At 54.3% G+C, this 16,958-nt stretch carries 15 protein-coding genes; 11 read left to right on the forward strand and 4 right to left on the reverse strand.

Annotated features, from left to right (window positions below; translation table 11 throughout):
- Positions 1-383: 383 nt before the first annotated feature.
- Complete coding sequence (locus VKV29_RS13755; protein ID WP_324201889.1) at positions 384-1,127, forward strand: DUF1559 domain-containing protein; 744 nt, start codon at positions 384-386, stop codon at positions 1,125-1,127.
- Between the two features lie 22 nt (positions 1,128-1,149).
- The gene (locus tag VKV29_RS13760) at positions 1,150-1,341 is read left to right on the forward strand and encodes a hypothetical protein (RefSeq protein WP_324201890.1); all 192 of its coding nucleotides are present in this window, start codon (positions 1,150-1,152) and stop codon (positions 1,339-1,341) included.
- 83 nt (positions 1,342-1,424) lie between these two features.
- Here VKV29_RS13760 and solA read toward each other — a convergent pair whose 3' ends face one another.
- Both solA and VKV29_RS13770 read right to left on the reverse strand, forming a co-directional pair.
- Positions 1,425-2,579, reverse strand: coding sequence for an N-methyl-L-tryptophan oxidase (gene solA / locus VKV29_RS13765; protein ID WP_324201891.1), 1,155 nt, complete (start codon positions 2,577-2,579; stop codon positions 1,425-1,427).
- A gap of 14 nt (positions 2,580-2,593) precedes the next feature.
- A complete protein-coding gene (locus tag VKV29_RS13770) occupies positions 2,594-4,144 on the reverse strand; it encodes an alkaline phosphatase family protein (RefSeq protein WP_324201892.1) in 1,551 nt (516 codons plus the stop codon).
- Positions 4,145-4,368: 224 nt separating this feature from the next.
- Here VKV29_RS13770 and VKV29_RS13775 point away from each other — a divergent pair, with 224 nt between their 5' ends.
- The 3 genes from VKV29_RS13775 to VKV29_RS13785 all read left to right on the forward strand — a co-directional run bounded on the left by VKV29_RS13775 (position 4,369) and on the right by VKV29_RS13785 (position 6,963).
- Positions 4,369-5,205, forward strand: a complete 837-nt coding sequence (locus tag VKV29_RS13775; protein WP_324201893.1) for a sulfite exporter TauE/SafE family protein — start codon at positions 4,369-4,371, stop codon at positions 5,203-5,205.
- A gap of 1 nt (position 5,206) precedes the next feature.
- The gene (locus tag VKV29_RS13780; RefSeq protein ID WP_324201894.1) at positions 5,207-5,641 is read left to right on the forward strand and encodes a DUF1634 domain-containing protein; all 435 of its coding nucleotides are present in this window, start codon (positions 5,207-5,209) and stop codon (positions 5,639-5,641) included.
- Positions 5,642-5,841: 200 nt separating this feature from the next.
- On the forward strand, positions 5,842-6,963 hold the full coding sequence (locus VKV29_RS13785; protein WP_324201895.1) for an endo-1,4-beta-xylanase: 1,122 nt from the start codon (positions 5,842-5,844) through the stop codon (positions 6,961-6,963).
- Positions 6,964-6,972: 9 nt separating this feature from the next.
- Here VKV29_RS13785 and VKV29_RS13790 read toward each other — a convergent pair whose 3' ends face one another.
- Positions 6,973-7,305, reverse strand: coding sequence for an FmdB family zinc ribbon protein (locus tag VKV29_RS13790; protein ID WP_324201896.1), 333 nt, complete (start codon positions 7,303-7,305; stop codon positions 6,973-6,975).
- A gap of 122 nt (positions 7,306-7,427) precedes the next feature.
- A complete protein-coding gene (locus VKV29_RS13795; RefSeq protein ID WP_324201897.1) occupies positions 7,428-10,781 on the reverse strand; it encodes an AfsR/SARP family transcriptional regulator in 3,354 nt (1,117 codons plus the stop codon).
- 266 nt (positions 10,782-11,047) lie between these two features.
- Between VKV29_RS13795 and VKV29_RS13800 the strand changes: the two genes are divergently transcribed.
- The 6 genes from VKV29_RS13800 (at position 11,048) to rbfA (ending at position 16,871) form a co-directional block, all read left to right on the forward strand.
- Complete coding sequence (locus VKV29_RS13800) at positions 11,048-12,022, forward strand: ribose-phosphate diphosphokinase (RefSeq protein ID WP_324201898.1); 975 nt, start codon at positions 11,048-11,050, stop codon at positions 12,020-12,022.
- 273 nt (positions 12,023-12,295) lie between these two features.
- Complete coding sequence (nusA, locus tag VKV29_RS13805) at positions 12,296-13,477, forward strand: transcription termination factor NusA (protein ID WP_324201899.1); 1,182 nt, start codon at positions 12,296-12,298, stop codon at positions 13,475-13,477.
- A 258-nt stretch (positions 13,478-13,735) separates the two neighbouring features.
- Positions 13,736-14,059 (forward strand): RNase P modulator RnpM, encoded by a 324-nt coding sequence (gene rnpM, locus VKV29_RS13810; protein ID WP_324201900.1) that lies wholly within the window; start codon positions 13,736-13,738, stop codon positions 14,057-14,059.
- A gap of 1 nt (position 14,060) precedes the next feature.
- Positions 14,061-16,028: a translation initiation factor IF-2 gene (gene infB, locus VKV29_RS13815; RefSeq protein ID WP_324201901.1), complete on the forward strand. Its 1,968-nt coding sequence runs from the start codon at positions 14,061-14,063 to the stop codon at positions 16,026-16,028.
- Between the two features lie 18 nt (positions 16,029-16,046).
- Positions 16,047-16,328 carry a DUF503 domain-containing protein gene (locus VKV29_RS13820; protein ID WP_324201902.1) on the forward strand — a complete coding sequence of 94 codons (282 nt, stop codon included), beginning with the start codon at positions 16,047-16,049 and terminating at the stop codon, positions 16,326-16,328.
- A gap of 132 nt (positions 16,329-16,460) precedes the next feature.
- A complete protein-coding gene (rbfA, locus tag VKV29_RS13825; protein ID WP_324201903.1) occupies positions 16,461-16,871 on the forward strand; it encodes a 30S ribosome-binding factor RbfA in 411 nt (136 codons plus the stop codon).
- Positions 16,872-16,958 lie beyond the last annotated feature (87 nt).

Here is a 16,958-nt window from a genome sequence, read left to right on the forward strand (position 1 = left end):
TACTCTCTACTTACCAGCGAAAGCGGAAAGGAGTGCGAGGAGTTATTGTGACGCCACGATTGCTCTCGACAATCGGGGGAATGCGGATAGCAATTCCTCCCCCGCGTAAACGCAGGGGGTCTCCTTGCTATATTTTTATGAATGGCATCATCCCTATAGATGCAGAGAGGGTACTCTCGAACTCGGTCATTACCTATAAAGGGCAGCCTTTTGCCGGGGCAAAAAGAGTGTACGAAACACCTTAGACTCGCTGTTAAAGGTAAAATAATGAAAGGAGGACAAATCGCCAAGAACGATGAAACTTATTGCATCGCTCATTGTCTGAGTCGCTGAAATTCTCGTCTTGTCAGGCAAAATCTAGTGTGCAGGAGGTTCAAAACCATATGAAACGAAAAGGATTTACTTTGATCGAGCTTCTCGTGGTTATCGCTATAATAGCGATACTTGCGGCTATTCTGTTTCCTGTTTTCGCTCAAGCGCGGGAAAAGGCACGGGCTGCCTCTTGTCTCAGCAACATGAAACAGCTCGGCTTGGCCTACATGATGTACGACCAGGATTACGACGAAACCGGGCCGCCTCTCTGGTGGTGGACACAGGCCTTCTGGCCTACCTTTATCTACCCCTACATAAAAAACCAGGGACTCTTCCGCTGTCCTTCGGACATCTACGGTGCCTCTTTTGTCTGGCCACAAGACAACCCCCAAAATCTTCTCCGAAGCTATATGCTTTATGTAGGCGCCTCGGCGGAAGGGTCAGGATTAGGGAAAGAGGCTGGTGTAGAGCAACCCTCCTCCTATATCCTTTTTACGGAAAAAGGAACTGGTCCTAACCAGCCATGGCCCGAGATGTATTGTCCACCACTTCCCAACCAATGCTGCAGTGCCTACTCATGTGGCTCGAACAATACAGGCACGAACTACGATCGTCTGGCCTGCCCAGGACAATCACCACGCCATAACGGGGGCTATAACTGGACGCTTTTCGACGGCCATGTGAAATGGATGCGTATCGAACAGACAATGCACCAAACTCAGGTTCCGGTAGGTGGCAACGTAGACTGGTGGCATCAGTGTAAAGAGACAATGTGGGACCGTACACCGAGCGATCCCAACAATGGGATTGATTAGGCAATGAAGAGGCTGACGGTCTATGCTGAATAAACTCAAAACCGGTGAGGTAAAACCTGCTGTCGCCATCAGCGTCATCATTGTTCTCCTGCTGATTCTAGGCTATCTAGGCTGGCGCATCTTTGGGAGAAGCGGCCCTAGCGCGGTTCACGTTACCACCCAACAGCCAGGGCAGCCTTTTGCCGGGGCAAAAAGAGTGTACGGCACTCCATAACGAGCACCACGCCAACTAGGGCGAGTGGGACGGATGCCCTCATATACCGTCCGCTCTCCCTAGTTTTATTTTGCCTTGAGTTGCTACCCACTAGATGGCTTTAAGAAACGGCGTAGAGCAAAGCGACGCCTTATAGAACGTAGCTCCGCAGCAAGAGATGGCTCGTGCTCCGCTGTATCGGTGGCTAATACGGCAACCAGTTTGCCTAACAACGCCGTGAATTTGAAGCCGTGCCCCGAACAACCGCTTACCAGCCAGACCTCCGGGCTATTCGGAACCGAATCCAAAATAAAATCCTCGTTCGGTGTGTTGGTATAGAGACATACCTGAGAGTAGGTGACATGGTCACAAAGATCGGGAAAGCGCTTCAGCGCGTAGGCCACCATCTCTAACCGATAGCTCTCATCCACCACGCGATTTACGGAATTGGGGTCTACCGGCTCGCCTAGGTTATGAACGGCTAGTTTTACTCCCTCTATCTTGCCATCCTGAGGAAAGCCATAGATCAACCGGTCGGTATCAATCCAAACCGGAAACGCACCGGGCAAGAAGCGCTCCGGATGCCGCGCGATCTGAAGATAGACCACCTGTTGTCGCGTCACCTCTAAATGCAGAGGCAAATCGGGAAAGAGTTTGCTTATCCACGGGCCGGCCGTAACGATGACCCTATCGTAGGCCTCCTCGCCATGCGAACTAACCACCACAGGCCGTTCACGGCTCGTAATAAGTTGTTGAACAGGGGTATGCTCCCGAATTTGCGCCCCATGTTGCTGTGCCAGCCGAACGTTGGCCAGCACGCAACGTGTCGCACGCAAAAAGCCGCCCTCCGCTTGATAGCAAGCTAGCTCGTTCTCCGCCAGCCGAATCGCCGGGAAGCGCCTCTCCACCTCTCCCTTGTCGAGCAGTTCATAGGGAATGTTCTCTGCGTCGAGTGCCTGGGTTGTTTTGCCCAAAAAGGCATTGCCCTCCACACCAAAAAAGAGGCTGCCACAGCGTACCCGCAGCTCCTCGTTCGCCTCCGCCTCCAACTCATCCCAACATCGGTAGGCCAGCTTCATCAGATGGGTATAAAACGAATCGGTATAGCCATAGCGGATAGCACGCGATTCGCCGTAGGAACTTCCCCTATCGTTCCCTACACCAAACTGCTCGTAAGCGACCACCGCATGCCCCGCCTTCGTCAAATACCTACAGGCAGCACTTCCCGTGCCACCCAACCCGATCACCGCAATGCGCATCTGCTCGTCCTTTTTCAGATATAGCCCAGCTCCTCTAATCGCCGCGCCAACTCCTCTTCTTCCTGTTCTGTATAGGCGCGTTCCTCTTGCAGCGGTGCCGATGGCGAGAGTGTTTGCCTCAGGTTAGGTGCAGGCCCCCTCTCTTGGCTCCTCTCGATAATCTTTCCCCTCATATTCTTAGGAACGGGGAGATCAAAAGCGTTTAACACCGTAGGCGCAATATCATAGAGGGAGAGGCCATTCAAGGCGTTCATCGCATCCGGTGCCTTTGCAGGAGCTTCTGTATCGCGCAGTGCCTTTACATCGCCCATAAGAAAGATGCCAAAGGGAGCATGATTGGCGTCGTCGGGGCCGGTATCGTTGGTGTGAGTCCACAAAGTGTTATGCCCCACGCTGCCTACGGAACGCCAATGCAGGTCGCCGAAGTAGACGATAAGATCGGGGGGGACGCCCCGGCAGGATGTGTAGACCTCCTCCGGTCGAAATACGCGATTGCCCATGGGTTGTCCGTTTTCGTCGCTAAGCGCCTCGATGCGTTGAATAAGCTCTTGCTTCAACGCCTCTACTTCCTCGGGAGGCACCGTCCCTTGCGGCTCACGGCCGCGCACGTTAAGAAACAGTCGCCCGTAGTAGCCGCCATCCCCCCAAGCGCGTGTGCGGCTCCAGTCTACCATCTCTGGGGAGAATTTGGTGGGGGTTTCGGGCACGGTTTTTAGCACCAGATACCCCTCTTGCATTAACCACTCGTTGAAGCAAAAACCACCCACCATACGCTTAGCCCCATGGTCGGATACCACTAACAGCAGGGTATTTTCGTCGAGGAGTTGTACCAAGGCCTCGATCTGGGCGTCGAGAAAGCGATAATAGTCCCGAATGGCATTAGCAAAGCGATGTTCTGGCTGGTGGAAGGGGTGGTGCGCGTCCATATAACGCCAAAAAGCGTGATGCATGCGATCGGGGCCCATCTCCACCATGACAAAGAGGTTCCAGGGACGCGTTGTAAGGAGGTGCTTTGCGAGTGTAAAACGTCTCTCGGTCATCGTGTAGATTTCGGCGAGAAGAGCATCACGGTCTTTTTCACGGAACCCACGCGCATCCAACAGATAGTCTCCAACCACCTGCGCGATCTCTTGCCGCAACTCCGGAGGATAGGTGTACTCCTCTTGTGCGCTTGGGGCCAGAAAATCGCTTACCAGCACCCCTTTGAGAGGTTTAGGAGGATAGGTTAGCGGTACCCCCACAATAAGGCTCTCTTTGCCCTGCTCCCCAAGGAGTTCCCAAAGAGTTGGCACACATACCATGTGGCTATTGGCGAACTCTAAGGCACCGTAAGAGCGATCACGACGGTTCCGAAAACCGTAGATGCCCAAAGTGCCTGGATCGCAGCCCGTCATCATGCACATCCAAGCAGGCACGGTAATAGGGGGTACCGTGCTCTCCAGAGGGCCGTAACACCCCCTCGCCATTAACCGCGCAAGAAACGGAAGTTCCTCGCGATACCTCTCAAAAACGAGGCTTGGCTCCGCACAGTCAAGCCCAAGAACACAAACTTTTTCGTAGCCCATACGCCTTCCATCTCCAACGTTCTGCCGAGTAGTTAGTTTATCCGTTTTTAGCCCTATTTGCGAAGATTCTGAGCGGCATCCATAGGCCCCCTTTGTGCAGGGGTACCTAAACCTCCAAAATAGGCTAAAATTAAGGTGACGATTCGGCGTGCAGAAACGTATTAAGGTGGGGTTCGTTTCCTGCTACACGCCCCTTTTATCTTCACAAAAGAAACAGAACAGCCTTGACCGTCCTTCTATTCACCATACTCATCTGGATCGGCTCTTTTCTGGCGGGGCTTCTCGGTGCGCTCACCGGTTTGGGGGGTGGCGTCGTTATCGTGCCGCTGCTGGCACTTGTGTTTCACGTGGACATCCGCTACGCGATAGGCGCCTCTCTCATCTCCGTTATCGCAACCTCCTCCGGCGCCGCTGCAGCCTACGTAAAAGAAGGATACTCCAACATCCGGATCGGCATGTTTCTCGAGGTTGCAACGACCTCGGGGGCTCTTGTCGGAGCGTTTATCGCCGCTCATGTCAATCCGAGCACCATCGCCATCATCTTCGGCTTGGTGCTGCTTTACTCCTCCTATCTATCCAGCAAACCAAAGGAGGAGCATATGGTGGAAGCGCCACCCGACCCCCTAGCTACCCGACTTCGCATGAACGGCACCTACCCCACTCCGGAGGGCATGAAACGCTATAACGTCTACCATGTGCCGACCGGTTTTAGCCTCATGTTCGTGGCCGGTGCGCTCTCGGGGCTGTTAGGCATCGGTTCGGGAGCGGTGAAAGTGCTGGCGATGGACCAGGCGATGGCCATACCCTTCAAGGTCTCTACCACCACGAGCAACTTTATGATCGGGGTTACCGCAGCGGCAAGTGCAGGCATCTATCTTAATAGAGGCTATATTGACCCTGGGCTTGCGATGCCGGTGATGCTTGGCGTGCTAATGGGTTCTCTGCTAGGAGCGCGTCTCCTTGTGCTCGCACGGGTTAAGATGCTGCGTACCGTTTTTAGCTTGGTGATTCTTGCTCTTGCCCTCGAGATGATCTTTAATGGACTTACAGGGAGGCTTTAGCATGGAAGAGGGACAAAAAGCTTTGCCGCAAACACCCACAGAGGAGATCAAAGCTCCCAACCAAGACTGGCGTGATGAGCAAATAGAGATCGTCATCGGCAATCTGCTGCGAATCGGCGTGCTCTTCTCCGCCGCCATCGTTTTCATAGGAGGCATTCTCTACCTGTTTGAGCACGGTAACGAGAAAATACACTACCATACCTTTCGAGGAGAGCCACCAGAACTACGCAGCGTTACCGGCGTTATCCACTATGCGCTTCAGGGGCATGGTAGTGGTATTATCCAGCTAGGTCTGCTGCTGCTCGTTGCCACCCCTATCGCCCGTGTCATCTTCTCGATCTATGCATTTATTCGTGAGAAAGACGGACTTTATGTTGTCGTCACGCTCATCGTTTTGGCGATCCTGCTCTATAGTCTCATTTGGGGCCATTTCTAACCTAAGGCCGAGCTAGCTCTCAAGTGCACGAATTTCCCAGAGAAGCTGCCTTCCTTGTAATCTTGTGTTCTTTTTTTGTTGTTTTTTTGTGAACTCTATCCATCTCAGCGCGTCTATGGTTCTTGAAAGAAGCTGTAAGAAAGCCAACACGCGAAACGGTTGGCCTCTCTTTACAGCAATAACGCTGGAGAGGATGAACCATGAGAAGAAACCTATTCATAACCGCTATTTGCGGTTTTTGTCTCCTGTGGGGCGTGGGCACAAAAGCACAAACCGCTTTTCGCCTGAACACACTCCTACCGCCAGCTAGCCCTTACGGTGTGGACCTCAACCTTATTTTGGTGCGCAACGAACTGGGAATAGGCCAACTACCGTCGCTATTAACAGGACTTTCCAGAGCCGGCATTGGCTATGTGCGCATCGGACTTGAGTGGAACACGGTTGAACCACGCCATGGAGTATGGAACTTTGCAACGACGGATCGGATCGTGCAAACAGCAGCCAGATATCACATGCGTGTGCTTGCCGAGCTAGGAGGCACACCGAGCTGGGCTTCGACAGCACCGGCAGGTGTTTCCGATCCATGGGACTACCCACCAAGAAATTGGAACGACTGGAGCACCTATGCGTCTCAGCTCGCACACCGTTATCGGGACATGGTTATGGCCTGGAAGGTGCTGAACGAACCGGTACTGCTGAACAGACGTGTGGGCGGGGCGTGGCCTGCCCCGGTCTATGCCAAAGCTCTGGCGCTAGCTTACCGGGCGATTCATAGGGAAAACCCCGAAGCGATAGTTATGTCGGGATGTGTATGGTGGGACGATCCAGCAACAATGCCCAACTCAAAGTACTATCGGGCTTTAGTTACCGACCCAACCTATCCACTTTACAAGAACATAGATGTTATGAACCTTCATTACAACGATATTCCGCCCATCGCGCAAGCGAAGTGGCTGGCCGATCTTCATCGGGTAATGCGCCAGGATGCCGGTAGAGAACTGCCCATTTGGATAGATGAGGTTGCCTATCCAGCAGACCCAGCGGAACAGAACGATCCCGGCTATAAAGACGGTCCTCTATCTCAGGCGAAGTACTTAACAGACACACTGAAGGTAAACTTTGCCGATCCGACCGTTGAGAAGGTGTTTTGGACGTTTCCTTTCGATGGGCCTAGTCGCACCCATGGGCCGGTGGAATATACGTGGGGACTTTACGCTGTGATCAAACAGAACGGGAGCAAACACGGCTCCTTACAACCGCGTCCGTCGCTAGAAGCCTATGCGGACTACATTCACACGCATCCTAAAGAGGACATGCATTAAACGCATCTACTATTCAGGCGCCTCCTCAGTCCCTTCCTCTTCCGACTCGAGGAGCGCCTGCTCCAGCTCCTCTTCATCCATATCCTCGCCCATCTCCCTGCTAAGGGTACGCATCATGCGACGTACCGCTTTGGGATCGTTCTCGTCTAGCCCCTCAAGCTCATCGGCCATCGCATCTAAAGCCTCATCCTCTCCACGCAAACGCGAGAATCGGCTGATCAGCCGAGAGACCTCCGTGCTACCACAGCGCGGACAGGCTAAAGATGCCTCGCCGGCCACCATCCCCACCAGCTTACGGAAACGGCGACGGCACCCGGCGCAAAGGTATTCGTAAATAGGCATGGCTCACTCCTTTGGCGCAAACGATCACAGGGATACCCCTAAAACCTAGTCTTTTTTTTCTAACCCAATTCTCTTGTGCTGTCAAGTTGTGCGTCCTTCTCGCCCTTAGCCGCCTAAGAATTTTACTCCAGCAGTGCCGGCAATCGGAGCCATACGTCGCGCCAATCCTCCTGTTGCATGTTTACCGATTTCAGCGACGGCGATGTGAGGTCTAAAGCCTCTCTTAGACGCTGCACAGCGCTGTCATAATCGCCTCTTTCTATCGGTGGGATCGCCCAACCGCCAGTTATACGCAGAGTTTCTGCGGTTGCCAACAGCGGATGAGCCTCTGTATAGCGACCTAACCACACGAGCTGCTGTCCCACATGCCGCAGCAATCGCTCTTGTTCGGGCAAAAGCCCGCTCCTGTCACAAAGCGCCATAGAATGCAGGATGGCTTCCCGTGCGGCTCCGATGTGTCCTAAACGCCATAACAACATCCCTTGTAGCGTTTTGGCGCGAGCGACCTCATCCCACACTACGGTATCGGTATCTTGTACAATTTTTGCCGCCTCTTCAAGCAGTTCCACCGTAACCTCCTCACGCCCCTCTTTTTCTGCCAACATCGCTTGCACAAACAACAGCGAGGCTTGATCGGCGGGGTTGATGCTATCTGCATAGGTCTGCTGCTGTTCTCGCGCTCCGCGATAAACCTCTGCAAGCTCTTCCCAGCGCCCCATCTGCCAGAGCAGTTCGAGGCGCAAACGAAAACTTATCCTACTCTGCGACCGTTTGGCGATCTCCCTCACCAGTCGCTGCTGCTCCTCCATCCAGGCAAAAGCGCTTGCATAATCTCCTCGCATCGCCTCCACTAAAGCCAGAGCATAGAGGTTTCGAACGATCTGGGCATCCTCCCTACGCATCTGAAAAATCCGTTGCGCGGTTGATAGCTGTTCATAGGCTTCGGTGAGAGCGCCCTGTTGCCGTTTGATCTCCCCAATGGCACGACGTAATACCGCTTCCGTACCCGGGTCATAGTGCTCTTCATTCAGGTGTAAACAGAGCGCAAGTTGGGGAAGCGACTCGTGATAGCGCCCCAGCAAAGTGTAGAGACCGGTTAGATTGGCCAGAGTAATGCCGTAGTTCACCATATCACCTATTTGCTTGCGAAGTTCCAGCGAACGCTGATAAAGCTCTATCGCCCGGCCGTACTGCCGGTCATCCGCGTAGAGCTGGGCCATAAGATCGAGTGTGCCCCCGATGCCGCTTTTATCTTCATGCTCACGAAATATCTCTAAAGCTTTTTCAAGCAACTCGATGGCATCGGGACGGCCGGTCATAGCCATATTCTGCAAAACCATAGCCTGTAAATCGGGTGGTAGCTCGGCCAACCGTTGGAAGGCCAACTCGCGCCAGCGGCGCCGCTCCAAGCGATAGCCCAAACTGCGCCAAAACTCATCCGAAGCCTTGCCGAGCCGCACCCCCAAAGGCAGTTCACGACCGGTTAAACACCACTCGATAGCAGCTCGTATATTTTCCCTCTCTGTTTCGATGATCGGCATCCACTGTGGTACCCCTAGCGCACCCTCGGCCTTAGCCTGCTTTAACAGCCCATCGTAGTAGAGTGCATGGCGGTAACACAAGGTAGTGCGTTCTTCTGGAGAGAGCTGCTCGTTGGCAAATTCGCGGATAGTCTCCAGCATACGCCAGCGTTGCTGCTCCACACCGGCAGGGTAGGTGGTAACCAGCGAGTGATCGAGCAGTGTAAGAAGCCCCTCCAAAGCGGCCTCGCCACACACCCACGCGGCCGCCTCCGTCGTCCACCCCCCACGAAAAACGCTGAGACTGCGCAGCAGTGCTTGCAGGTTTTCCGGCAGCATCTGATAGCTCCAGGCAACCGTCTCCTTAAGCGTGCGGTGTCGCTGCACGGTATCTCGCTGGCGATTGACCAACAGTTCGAAACGATGCTCTAGACGCGATAGCATCTGCGAGGGACTCATCACCGGTACCCAAGCCGCGGCTAGCTCGATGGCAAGTGGCAGACCGTCGAGATGCTGGCACAACTGCCGCACGGCCTCGGCATTGCGCTCCGTTAGGGTAAAGTCGGGTCGCTTGCGTTGGGCGCGTTCCAGAAATGTTTGAATCGCGGCGAACTCGAGAAGCCGGTCTTGATCTAACGGCTGTTCGGGCACGTGCAGAGGCTTCAACGGGATTTCGTGCTCTATTTCGAGGTTGAGTCGGCGGCGCGAGGTAACAAGTAAACGAAGGTTCGGATGCTGTTCCAAAAGCCGTCGCAGGAAGAGCGCACAGTCCTCCTCCATCTGTTCAAAATTGTCGAGCACCAACAACAGTTTCCGGTTTGAGAGGGCCAACTTTAACCGCTCCTCCACCGGCAGGGAGGTGTCAGGAGGCCCTTTGAGCACAGCAATGATGGCTTCGACAAGTTGGCCCTTATGGGAAAGCTCCGCTAACGGCACAAAAGCGATCTGTTCAGGATACGCCTGCCTTAGCAGGTGCGCGACCTCTACAGCAAGGCGGGTTTTGCCTACCCCGCCCGGGCCTGTTATCGAGAGCAGACGCACCTCTTGACGATCGGTCTTGAGTTTCTCCAGAGCGAGTTGAAGCTCTTGCTCACGGCCAAAAAAGCCCGTTAAGTACAGGGGTAACGTGTTGCTAAGGGGTGTAGCCGCCGAGGGAACCCCCTCTAAGGGTAACGAAAGCGCCGAGGGAAAGGGTGTTGGCCTGGGCGAAGCGTCATCGGAGAGTTGCTTTTTAATATCTTCGGCCAGCTTGCGCAGCGAATGAGGTGGAGGCGATTGCAGCTGATCCTGGAAAAGACGCTCTATCTCCTGATAGCGCTGAAGTGCGCGCTCGTGTTGCCCTTGAGCGGCCAGAAGCTGCAACAGCAGATATTGCACCGATTCGTCGAGTGGGTCGTAGGCCAAAGCGCGATAAGCATACTCGGTGGCCTGGCCAAACGCCTCTTGTTTTTGGAGCAGCCCGATCAGGTCACGCAAGGCCTGCTGCCATTTATCGGCGAGGCGCTGCCGTTCCAAAAGGATGAAATCCTCATAGAAGCCAGGCAGGAGGTCGCCTTGGTAGAGGCTTACGGCGCGCGACAGCAACTCAAGCCGCCCGGCCTCTTTCGTCGCTTGCGCCTCCATAAGCAATGCATCAAACTCCGCCACATCCGTAACAACCGCCTGTTTGCGTAGCCCCACATAGTCTCGACTCACGACAAAGAGGCTTTCGGTTGTCATAGAGGGAATACGAAACTGTTTGCGGAGGGTGCTAAGCGCCATGCGAAGATTATGTCGCCCCGTCTCTTCGTCGGCATCCGGCCACAGCAAGGTGGCCAACTCTTCACGTGGAAACAGATGACCAACATGCAGTGCAAGATAGGCCAAAAGCACGCTCGCTTTTTTGGTGACGAAACGCTCTATTCGGTAACGCCCGAACTCCGCCCGTAGAGCGCCGAACATCTGTATTCGCCACATAATCTCCGTTTCCCGATAGCAACGCACCCCCTAAGCCTTCTAGGGGTCGTGGTTGTTTTTGCAAGGCGAAGCGTGTTAGAGCCACCTTAAATCAAATCTAAGATGATACGCATCGTCTTTCAACAACAAGCCCACATGGAAATCTATTATGTACTATTCAACGCAGCCGAGAAAAGCACCTTCTCTATTTTGGCTATGTTTTCTTTTTACTTGACAGTAGGTCTATGCGGTATAACGATTCGCACTTCTTACATTGGGAGAGACCCTTGCAAAACCCTTCGCCTTCCGAATTTGAGTTGAAAGTGTTCGCCGGGCCGGGAAACCCGGAGCTTGCCCACGCGGTGATCGAAAAATTAGGCGTGCCTGCAGGGAAAATGATCTATAGGCAGTTCCCCGACGGCGAGAGTTACGTACGCTTTGAAGAGAGCGTGAGAGGAACCGATGCCTACATCATTCAACCTACCAGCCCGCCGGTAGATACCAATCTTATGGCGCTTCTTGCTGCCATAGATGCCCTACGCCGCGCTTCCGCTCGACGCATCACCCCGGTTATTCCTTACTATGGGTATGCCCGCCAAGAAAAAAGGACGTTACCCAGAGAGCCGATCATGGCGAAACTCGTGGCGGATATGCTGGTGGCGGCAGGCGCCCATCGCATTATGTGTTTGGACCTACATGCCGATGCCATCCAGGGGTTCTTCAACATTCCGTTAGACCACCTGACCGCGGTAAACCTGTTTATTGACTACTTTGCCTCAGAACTACAGACGCTTTTACCGGAGGTCGTCGTTGTGTCGCCGGATGAGGGGCGTGTTAAAAAGGTGCGCCAAGTGGCGCAGGCGCTCCATGTGGAGCTGGCCGTAGGCTATAAACATCGTCCCGACATGCTCTCGCCAGAGGTTACCCACCTCGCCGGCAATGTAAACGATAAGATACCGATCATCGTGGAGGACATGATCACCACCGGCAGCAGCATCCTACAGGCCGTAGAGGCCCTCTTAAGCCACGGATGCCGTCGCCAAATCTATGTGGCGGCCACCCACGGGGTGTTGGTGGGTTCGGCGGTGGAACGCATCTGTTCCCGTCCGGAAATCGCGGCGCTTATCGTAACCGACTCGGTGGCTCTGCCCGTGGAAAAACGCCACCCAAAGCTGAAAGTGCTCTCCGTAGCGAATCTGTTTGCAGAAGCGATAAGAAGGGCTAATAGCAACGAATCGATCACCTCTCTGTTCGATGAATAGACCTCCACCCTAAAGAGCATACAAGTCTGCATGGCCACCGAATCGGGCGAGAGAACCAACCGACAGCATTGCTTTTTCAGAAAACGGAGATAAAAAATATGAGAGAAATAGCAACTTTGCTTATCTCTCTTGCCTTCTGCTGAACGGTGTGGTATAATTGAAAAACAAGAAGGCAGACGGCACTCACGAGGAGTGGGCTGAGGCCCACTCCTTTGTTTCAAAAAGGTTGGTCCTTTCTTGAGGCAAGCCCGCGTGGCTTCGGGAGATTGAGTTATGAATGGGGAGTTTCTAGACGTCTTACAACAGATAGCTCGTGATAAAGAGATACCGTTGCAGGAACTTATTGAGATGGTAGAGGTCGCTTTGGCCACAGCTTACCGTCGCAGCCATTTCTTGAGCGGCGAGGTGAAGGTGAAAATTCTCCAGGAAAAAGGCAATCGCGTGAGCTATCGGGTCTACATGGAGAAAACGGTGGTAGACCACCCAACGACCTCCCCCAACGAAATCTCTCTGCAAGAGGCCCGTAAGATACGCCCTGGGGTGAACGTTGGAGAACAGATCGAGATCGATCTGCCTAGCTCCATGGAGGAGATGGGGCGCATTGCCGCCCAAACGGCTCGGAACGTTGTGCTACAACGCATTCGTGAGGCCGAACGACATAAGACCTACGAGGAGTTTGCGGATAAGGTTGATACGGTTGTTACCGGTACGGTGCAGCGTCGTGAAGGCCGCAATGTGATCGTTCATCTGGGCAAAGTAGATGCCATTCTTCCGCCTCAGGAACAGGTAGAGACCGAACCTTACGATCTCAACGATCGCATCAAGGTCTACGTATTAGAAGTAAGAGAGACGCCACGAGGCCCTCAGGTCATTGTTTCCCGAACGCACCCGGGGCTTATCCGTCGGCTTTTTGAGTTGGAGGTTCCTGAAATCGAGGATGGCACGGTGATCATTAAAAGCGTGGTGCGAGAGCCGGGCGCGCGCTCCAAAGTGGCCGTGATGAGCCGCGATGAGAAGGTGGATGCCCAAGGAGCCTGCATTGGCCCGCGAGGCATTCGCGTTCAAAATATCGTGAACGAACTTTATAACGAAAAGATTGACATCGTGCGATGGAGCCCAGACGATACGGCCTATATTGCCGAATCGCTCTCTCCTGCCAAAGTCACAAAGGTAGAGCTTGATCCATCAACCAAGAGCGCCCTGGTGGTGGTGCCCGATAACCAGCTCTCTCTGGCGATCGGTAAGTCCGGCCAAAATGTTCGGTTGGCCGCTCGCCTCACTGGATGGCGTATTGACATTCGCAGCGAGTCGCAGCTGGCCAAAGCTTCCCAACCGGCAGAGGCTGATGGCAAGCACACTCAAAGCCATCCTTTAGAAGAACGGGACTCTTTGGAAAACCCGGAACAAGACAGTGCCGGCGCGACCTCTGTTGCCTCGCCAAAGTCGGTGTCTTGAGGGCATGCTCGTGAAAACGATCGGGAATTTTAACAAATGAGCGGGCTATCTTCTCGATTTTCTGCCCGCAAGGCCAATGAGGAAAAACAGGACGTGGCTGCGATAAGCCCGTCAAGGGAGGAGACGCGATGAAGAGAGCTTAAGTGTCCATTCATCCGTCCATCCAAACGCAACGCGCTTTCCTCTGTTGCGTTCTCCTCCTAACCCCCTGTTTCCTCAAAGCCTTCAAATCTTAACGAAGAAGGATTCAAAGCCGGTATGAGACCGCGCCGTGTGCCTATACGTACCTGTGTCGCCTGCCGAACCACGGACGCAAAACGCGCCCTTCTGCGCGTGGTGCGCCAGCCCGATGGCACCGTATGCTATGATGCCAAAGGAAAAATGTCGGGGCGGGGTGCCTACGTGTGCGCACGTGCGGAATGCATAGAGCAGGCACGGAAACAGAAAAAGCTCGAACGCTCCCTTAAGGTAGAAAAGATCGCGCCTGAACTGTTTCAAGAGCTGCTGCAGATAGTTTCGCAGAACGATGCAACTGCGCCTGCAGAACCACCGCCGGCACAGCAAATGGAGATAGGAGAATAGAATGATAGAGGCTAGAGGAATTCGCATAACAGAGCTTGCTAAAACGCTGAACATTACGGTAGCGGAACTAACATCCGCTCTGCAGGACTTAGGTATCGCCGTTTCCGACCCCAACAGCACGGTGCTTGACCATGAAACAGCAACGGCCGTGCAGGAGATGCTAGGGCAAAGCGCCGCCGATGCAAAAGAGATCGAGGTGCCGGCCAATGCCACATTGAAGGAGGTGGCCGAGGCCATTGGCATAAGCCCCACCGAAGCGACAAAGAAGATGATGCAACTTGGCGAACTGGTAGGCCCGCATCAGCGGCTTAGTCCCGCTTTGGCCGAGCGGCTTGCAGCGGCCTATGGGTTTAAATTGCGCATCAAATCGCCATCATCCGCCCCAGCGGCCTCGGCGCCGAAAAACGCACGGTATAGGCCCAGCACAGGCACTTTGCAACCACGCCCACCCGTGGTAACCGTTATGGGGCATGTAGACCACGGCAAGACCTCTCTTTTAGATGCCATTCGTAAAACCCATGTGGCCGAAGGGGAGTTTGGGGGCATTACCCAACATATCGGCGCGTATCAGGTGGAAATACAGCACAATGGGCAGCCGGCGCGCATTACCTTTCTAGATACCCCTGGACATGAGGCCTTCACCCAGATGCGCGCCCGAGGTGCCAGTGTCACCGACATTGTGGTTCTTGTGGTGGCAGCAGACGACGGCGTTATGCCGCAAACAGTCGAGGCCATCCACCATGCCCAAGCCGCCGAGGTACCCATTATTGTGGCCATCAATAAGATTGATAAGCCCGATGCCCGCCCCGATCGCGTGAAGCAGCAACTCGCCGAGCATAACCTATTGGTAGAAGAGTATGGCGGCGACGTGCCGGTGGTGGAGGTCTCCGCCAAAACAGGCCAGGGAATTCAAGACCTGCTTGAGTACATTCTGTTGTTGGCCGAACTGCATGATCTCAAAGCCGACCCCAACGGCCCCGTTCGTGGCACCATCATCGAGGCCAAAATTGAACCGGGGCGCGGGCCGGTAGCCACCGTGCTGGTGCAGTCCGGCACCCTCCGGGTCGGCGATAGTATTGTGGCCGGGCTAACCTACGGCAAGGTGCGCGCGATGACCAATGAACGGGGTGAACGCCTGCAAAAGGCACCGCCCTCTACCCCAGTTGAAGTGCTGGGCTTAAACAGCGCCCCGATGGCCGGTGATGTGGTAGAGGTGGTAAAAAATGAAAAAGAGGCGCGCCAAATTGCCGAAAAACGCCAAGAGAAGGTGCGTGCCGAACGCCTTACAAGCGCCACACGCCGAATCTCCCTCGCAGACCTTTCGCGCCAGGTGGCCGAAGAGGCTACGAAAGACTTTAACCTCATCGTTAAGGCCGATGTACAGGGTAGCCTTGAAGCGGTGCTTGGGCAGATCAACAAGATCGCTCAGGAGGCCCAAAGCGACGATATCCATGTTTCGGTGAAACACAGTGGCATCGGCTCCGTTACCGAAAGCGACGTGAGCCTCGCAGTGGCGACCGATTCGGTGATTATCGGCTTCAACGTGCGTGCGGACGCCGCTGCCCAGAAAGCGGCCGAGCGTGATGGCGTGGACATTCGTCTCTATAACATCATCTACGACCTTACGGAAGACCTGCAAAAGGCGGTAAAGGGGCTGCTGACCCCAATCTACGAAGAGGTGGTGCTGGGTCGCGCACGCGTGCTACAGCGCTTCCAGACCCCGAAAGGGCTGGTGATCGCCGGCTGCTCGGTTATTGAAGGCAAAGTAGTGCGTGGTGCTGAAGTGCGAATTATTCGCAATAAAGAGAAGATTTTCACGAGCCGCATCGAAAGCCTGCGCCGCCTGAAAGACGATGTGCGTGAGGTGTTGCAAGGCTACGAGTGCGGAATGGTCATCGAGAACTGGACGGATGTTCAGCCCGACGACATCATCGAGTGCTATGAGATGCAGGAGGTCGCCCGTAGCTAATCTGGAGGAGATCGCGCCATGCATGTCGCCACCCTAACTCTCACCATCTACCTTCATGAGGTGCGCTCGCTGAAAGAGAAACGCCAGATCGTACAGAGCCTTATAGATACGATGCGGCGCAAATATAACGTATCTATTGCAGAAGTTGATGGGCTTGACGTTTGGCAAGAGGCGGTTCTGGGAGTGGCCTGCGTCTCTAACGATAACCGCCACCTCCAACGTGTGCTCGATAGCCTGCTGAACACGTTGGAGGCCAACCCCAACATTGATGTAGGCCCGATAGAGCGCGAGATATGGTGAGGCATCGAAAGGGAACGACTTACGTTTTATGCCGGCGCCGGCTAGAAACGATAAGGTTTTAAAGGTTTTAAGAAAAGTCTCCGAATATTTTTTAGATTGTAGTCCGTCTACTTAGAAAGAGAGAAAAAAACCATGAGCGTACGTCAGCAAAGAGTTCAGGAGCAACTTTTGCATGAAATAAGCGATATTCTTCACAAAGAGCTGCGTGATCCGCGTCTTGGTTTTGTAACGCTCACCGCCGCCGAAATCTCACGAGACTTACGTCATGCCAAAGTCTACGTAAGCGTTCTCGGCGACGAGGAGGCTCAGAGGCAGTGTCTCAAAGCCCTTAACGGGGCCGCCGGGCTTCTCCGTGGCGAGTTTGCTCGTCGTGCCCATCTACGGGTAGCCCCGGAGCTTGAATTCCGCCTCGACAACGGCATCGAGCGTGGTCTGCAGATCGCGGAGCTGCTCCGTTCTGTAGAGAACGATCTGAAACCGCGTGAGATTGAAACACCCGATGGGTCTAAAGAAGTGAAAGGAGATAGCAGTACCGATTCATGAGAAAAGCGGCTCTGGCTGTGGCAAGAGCGCTCTGTAGCACAGAACGCGTGGTCCTTGCTGCCCACGTTAACCCTGATGGAGACACCC

Source organism: Chthonomonas sp., from assembly GCF_035294165.1.
In the GTDB taxonomy this organism is placed as follows: Bacteria; Armatimonadota; Chthonomonadetes; order Chthonomonadales; family Chthonomonadaceae; genus Chthonomonas.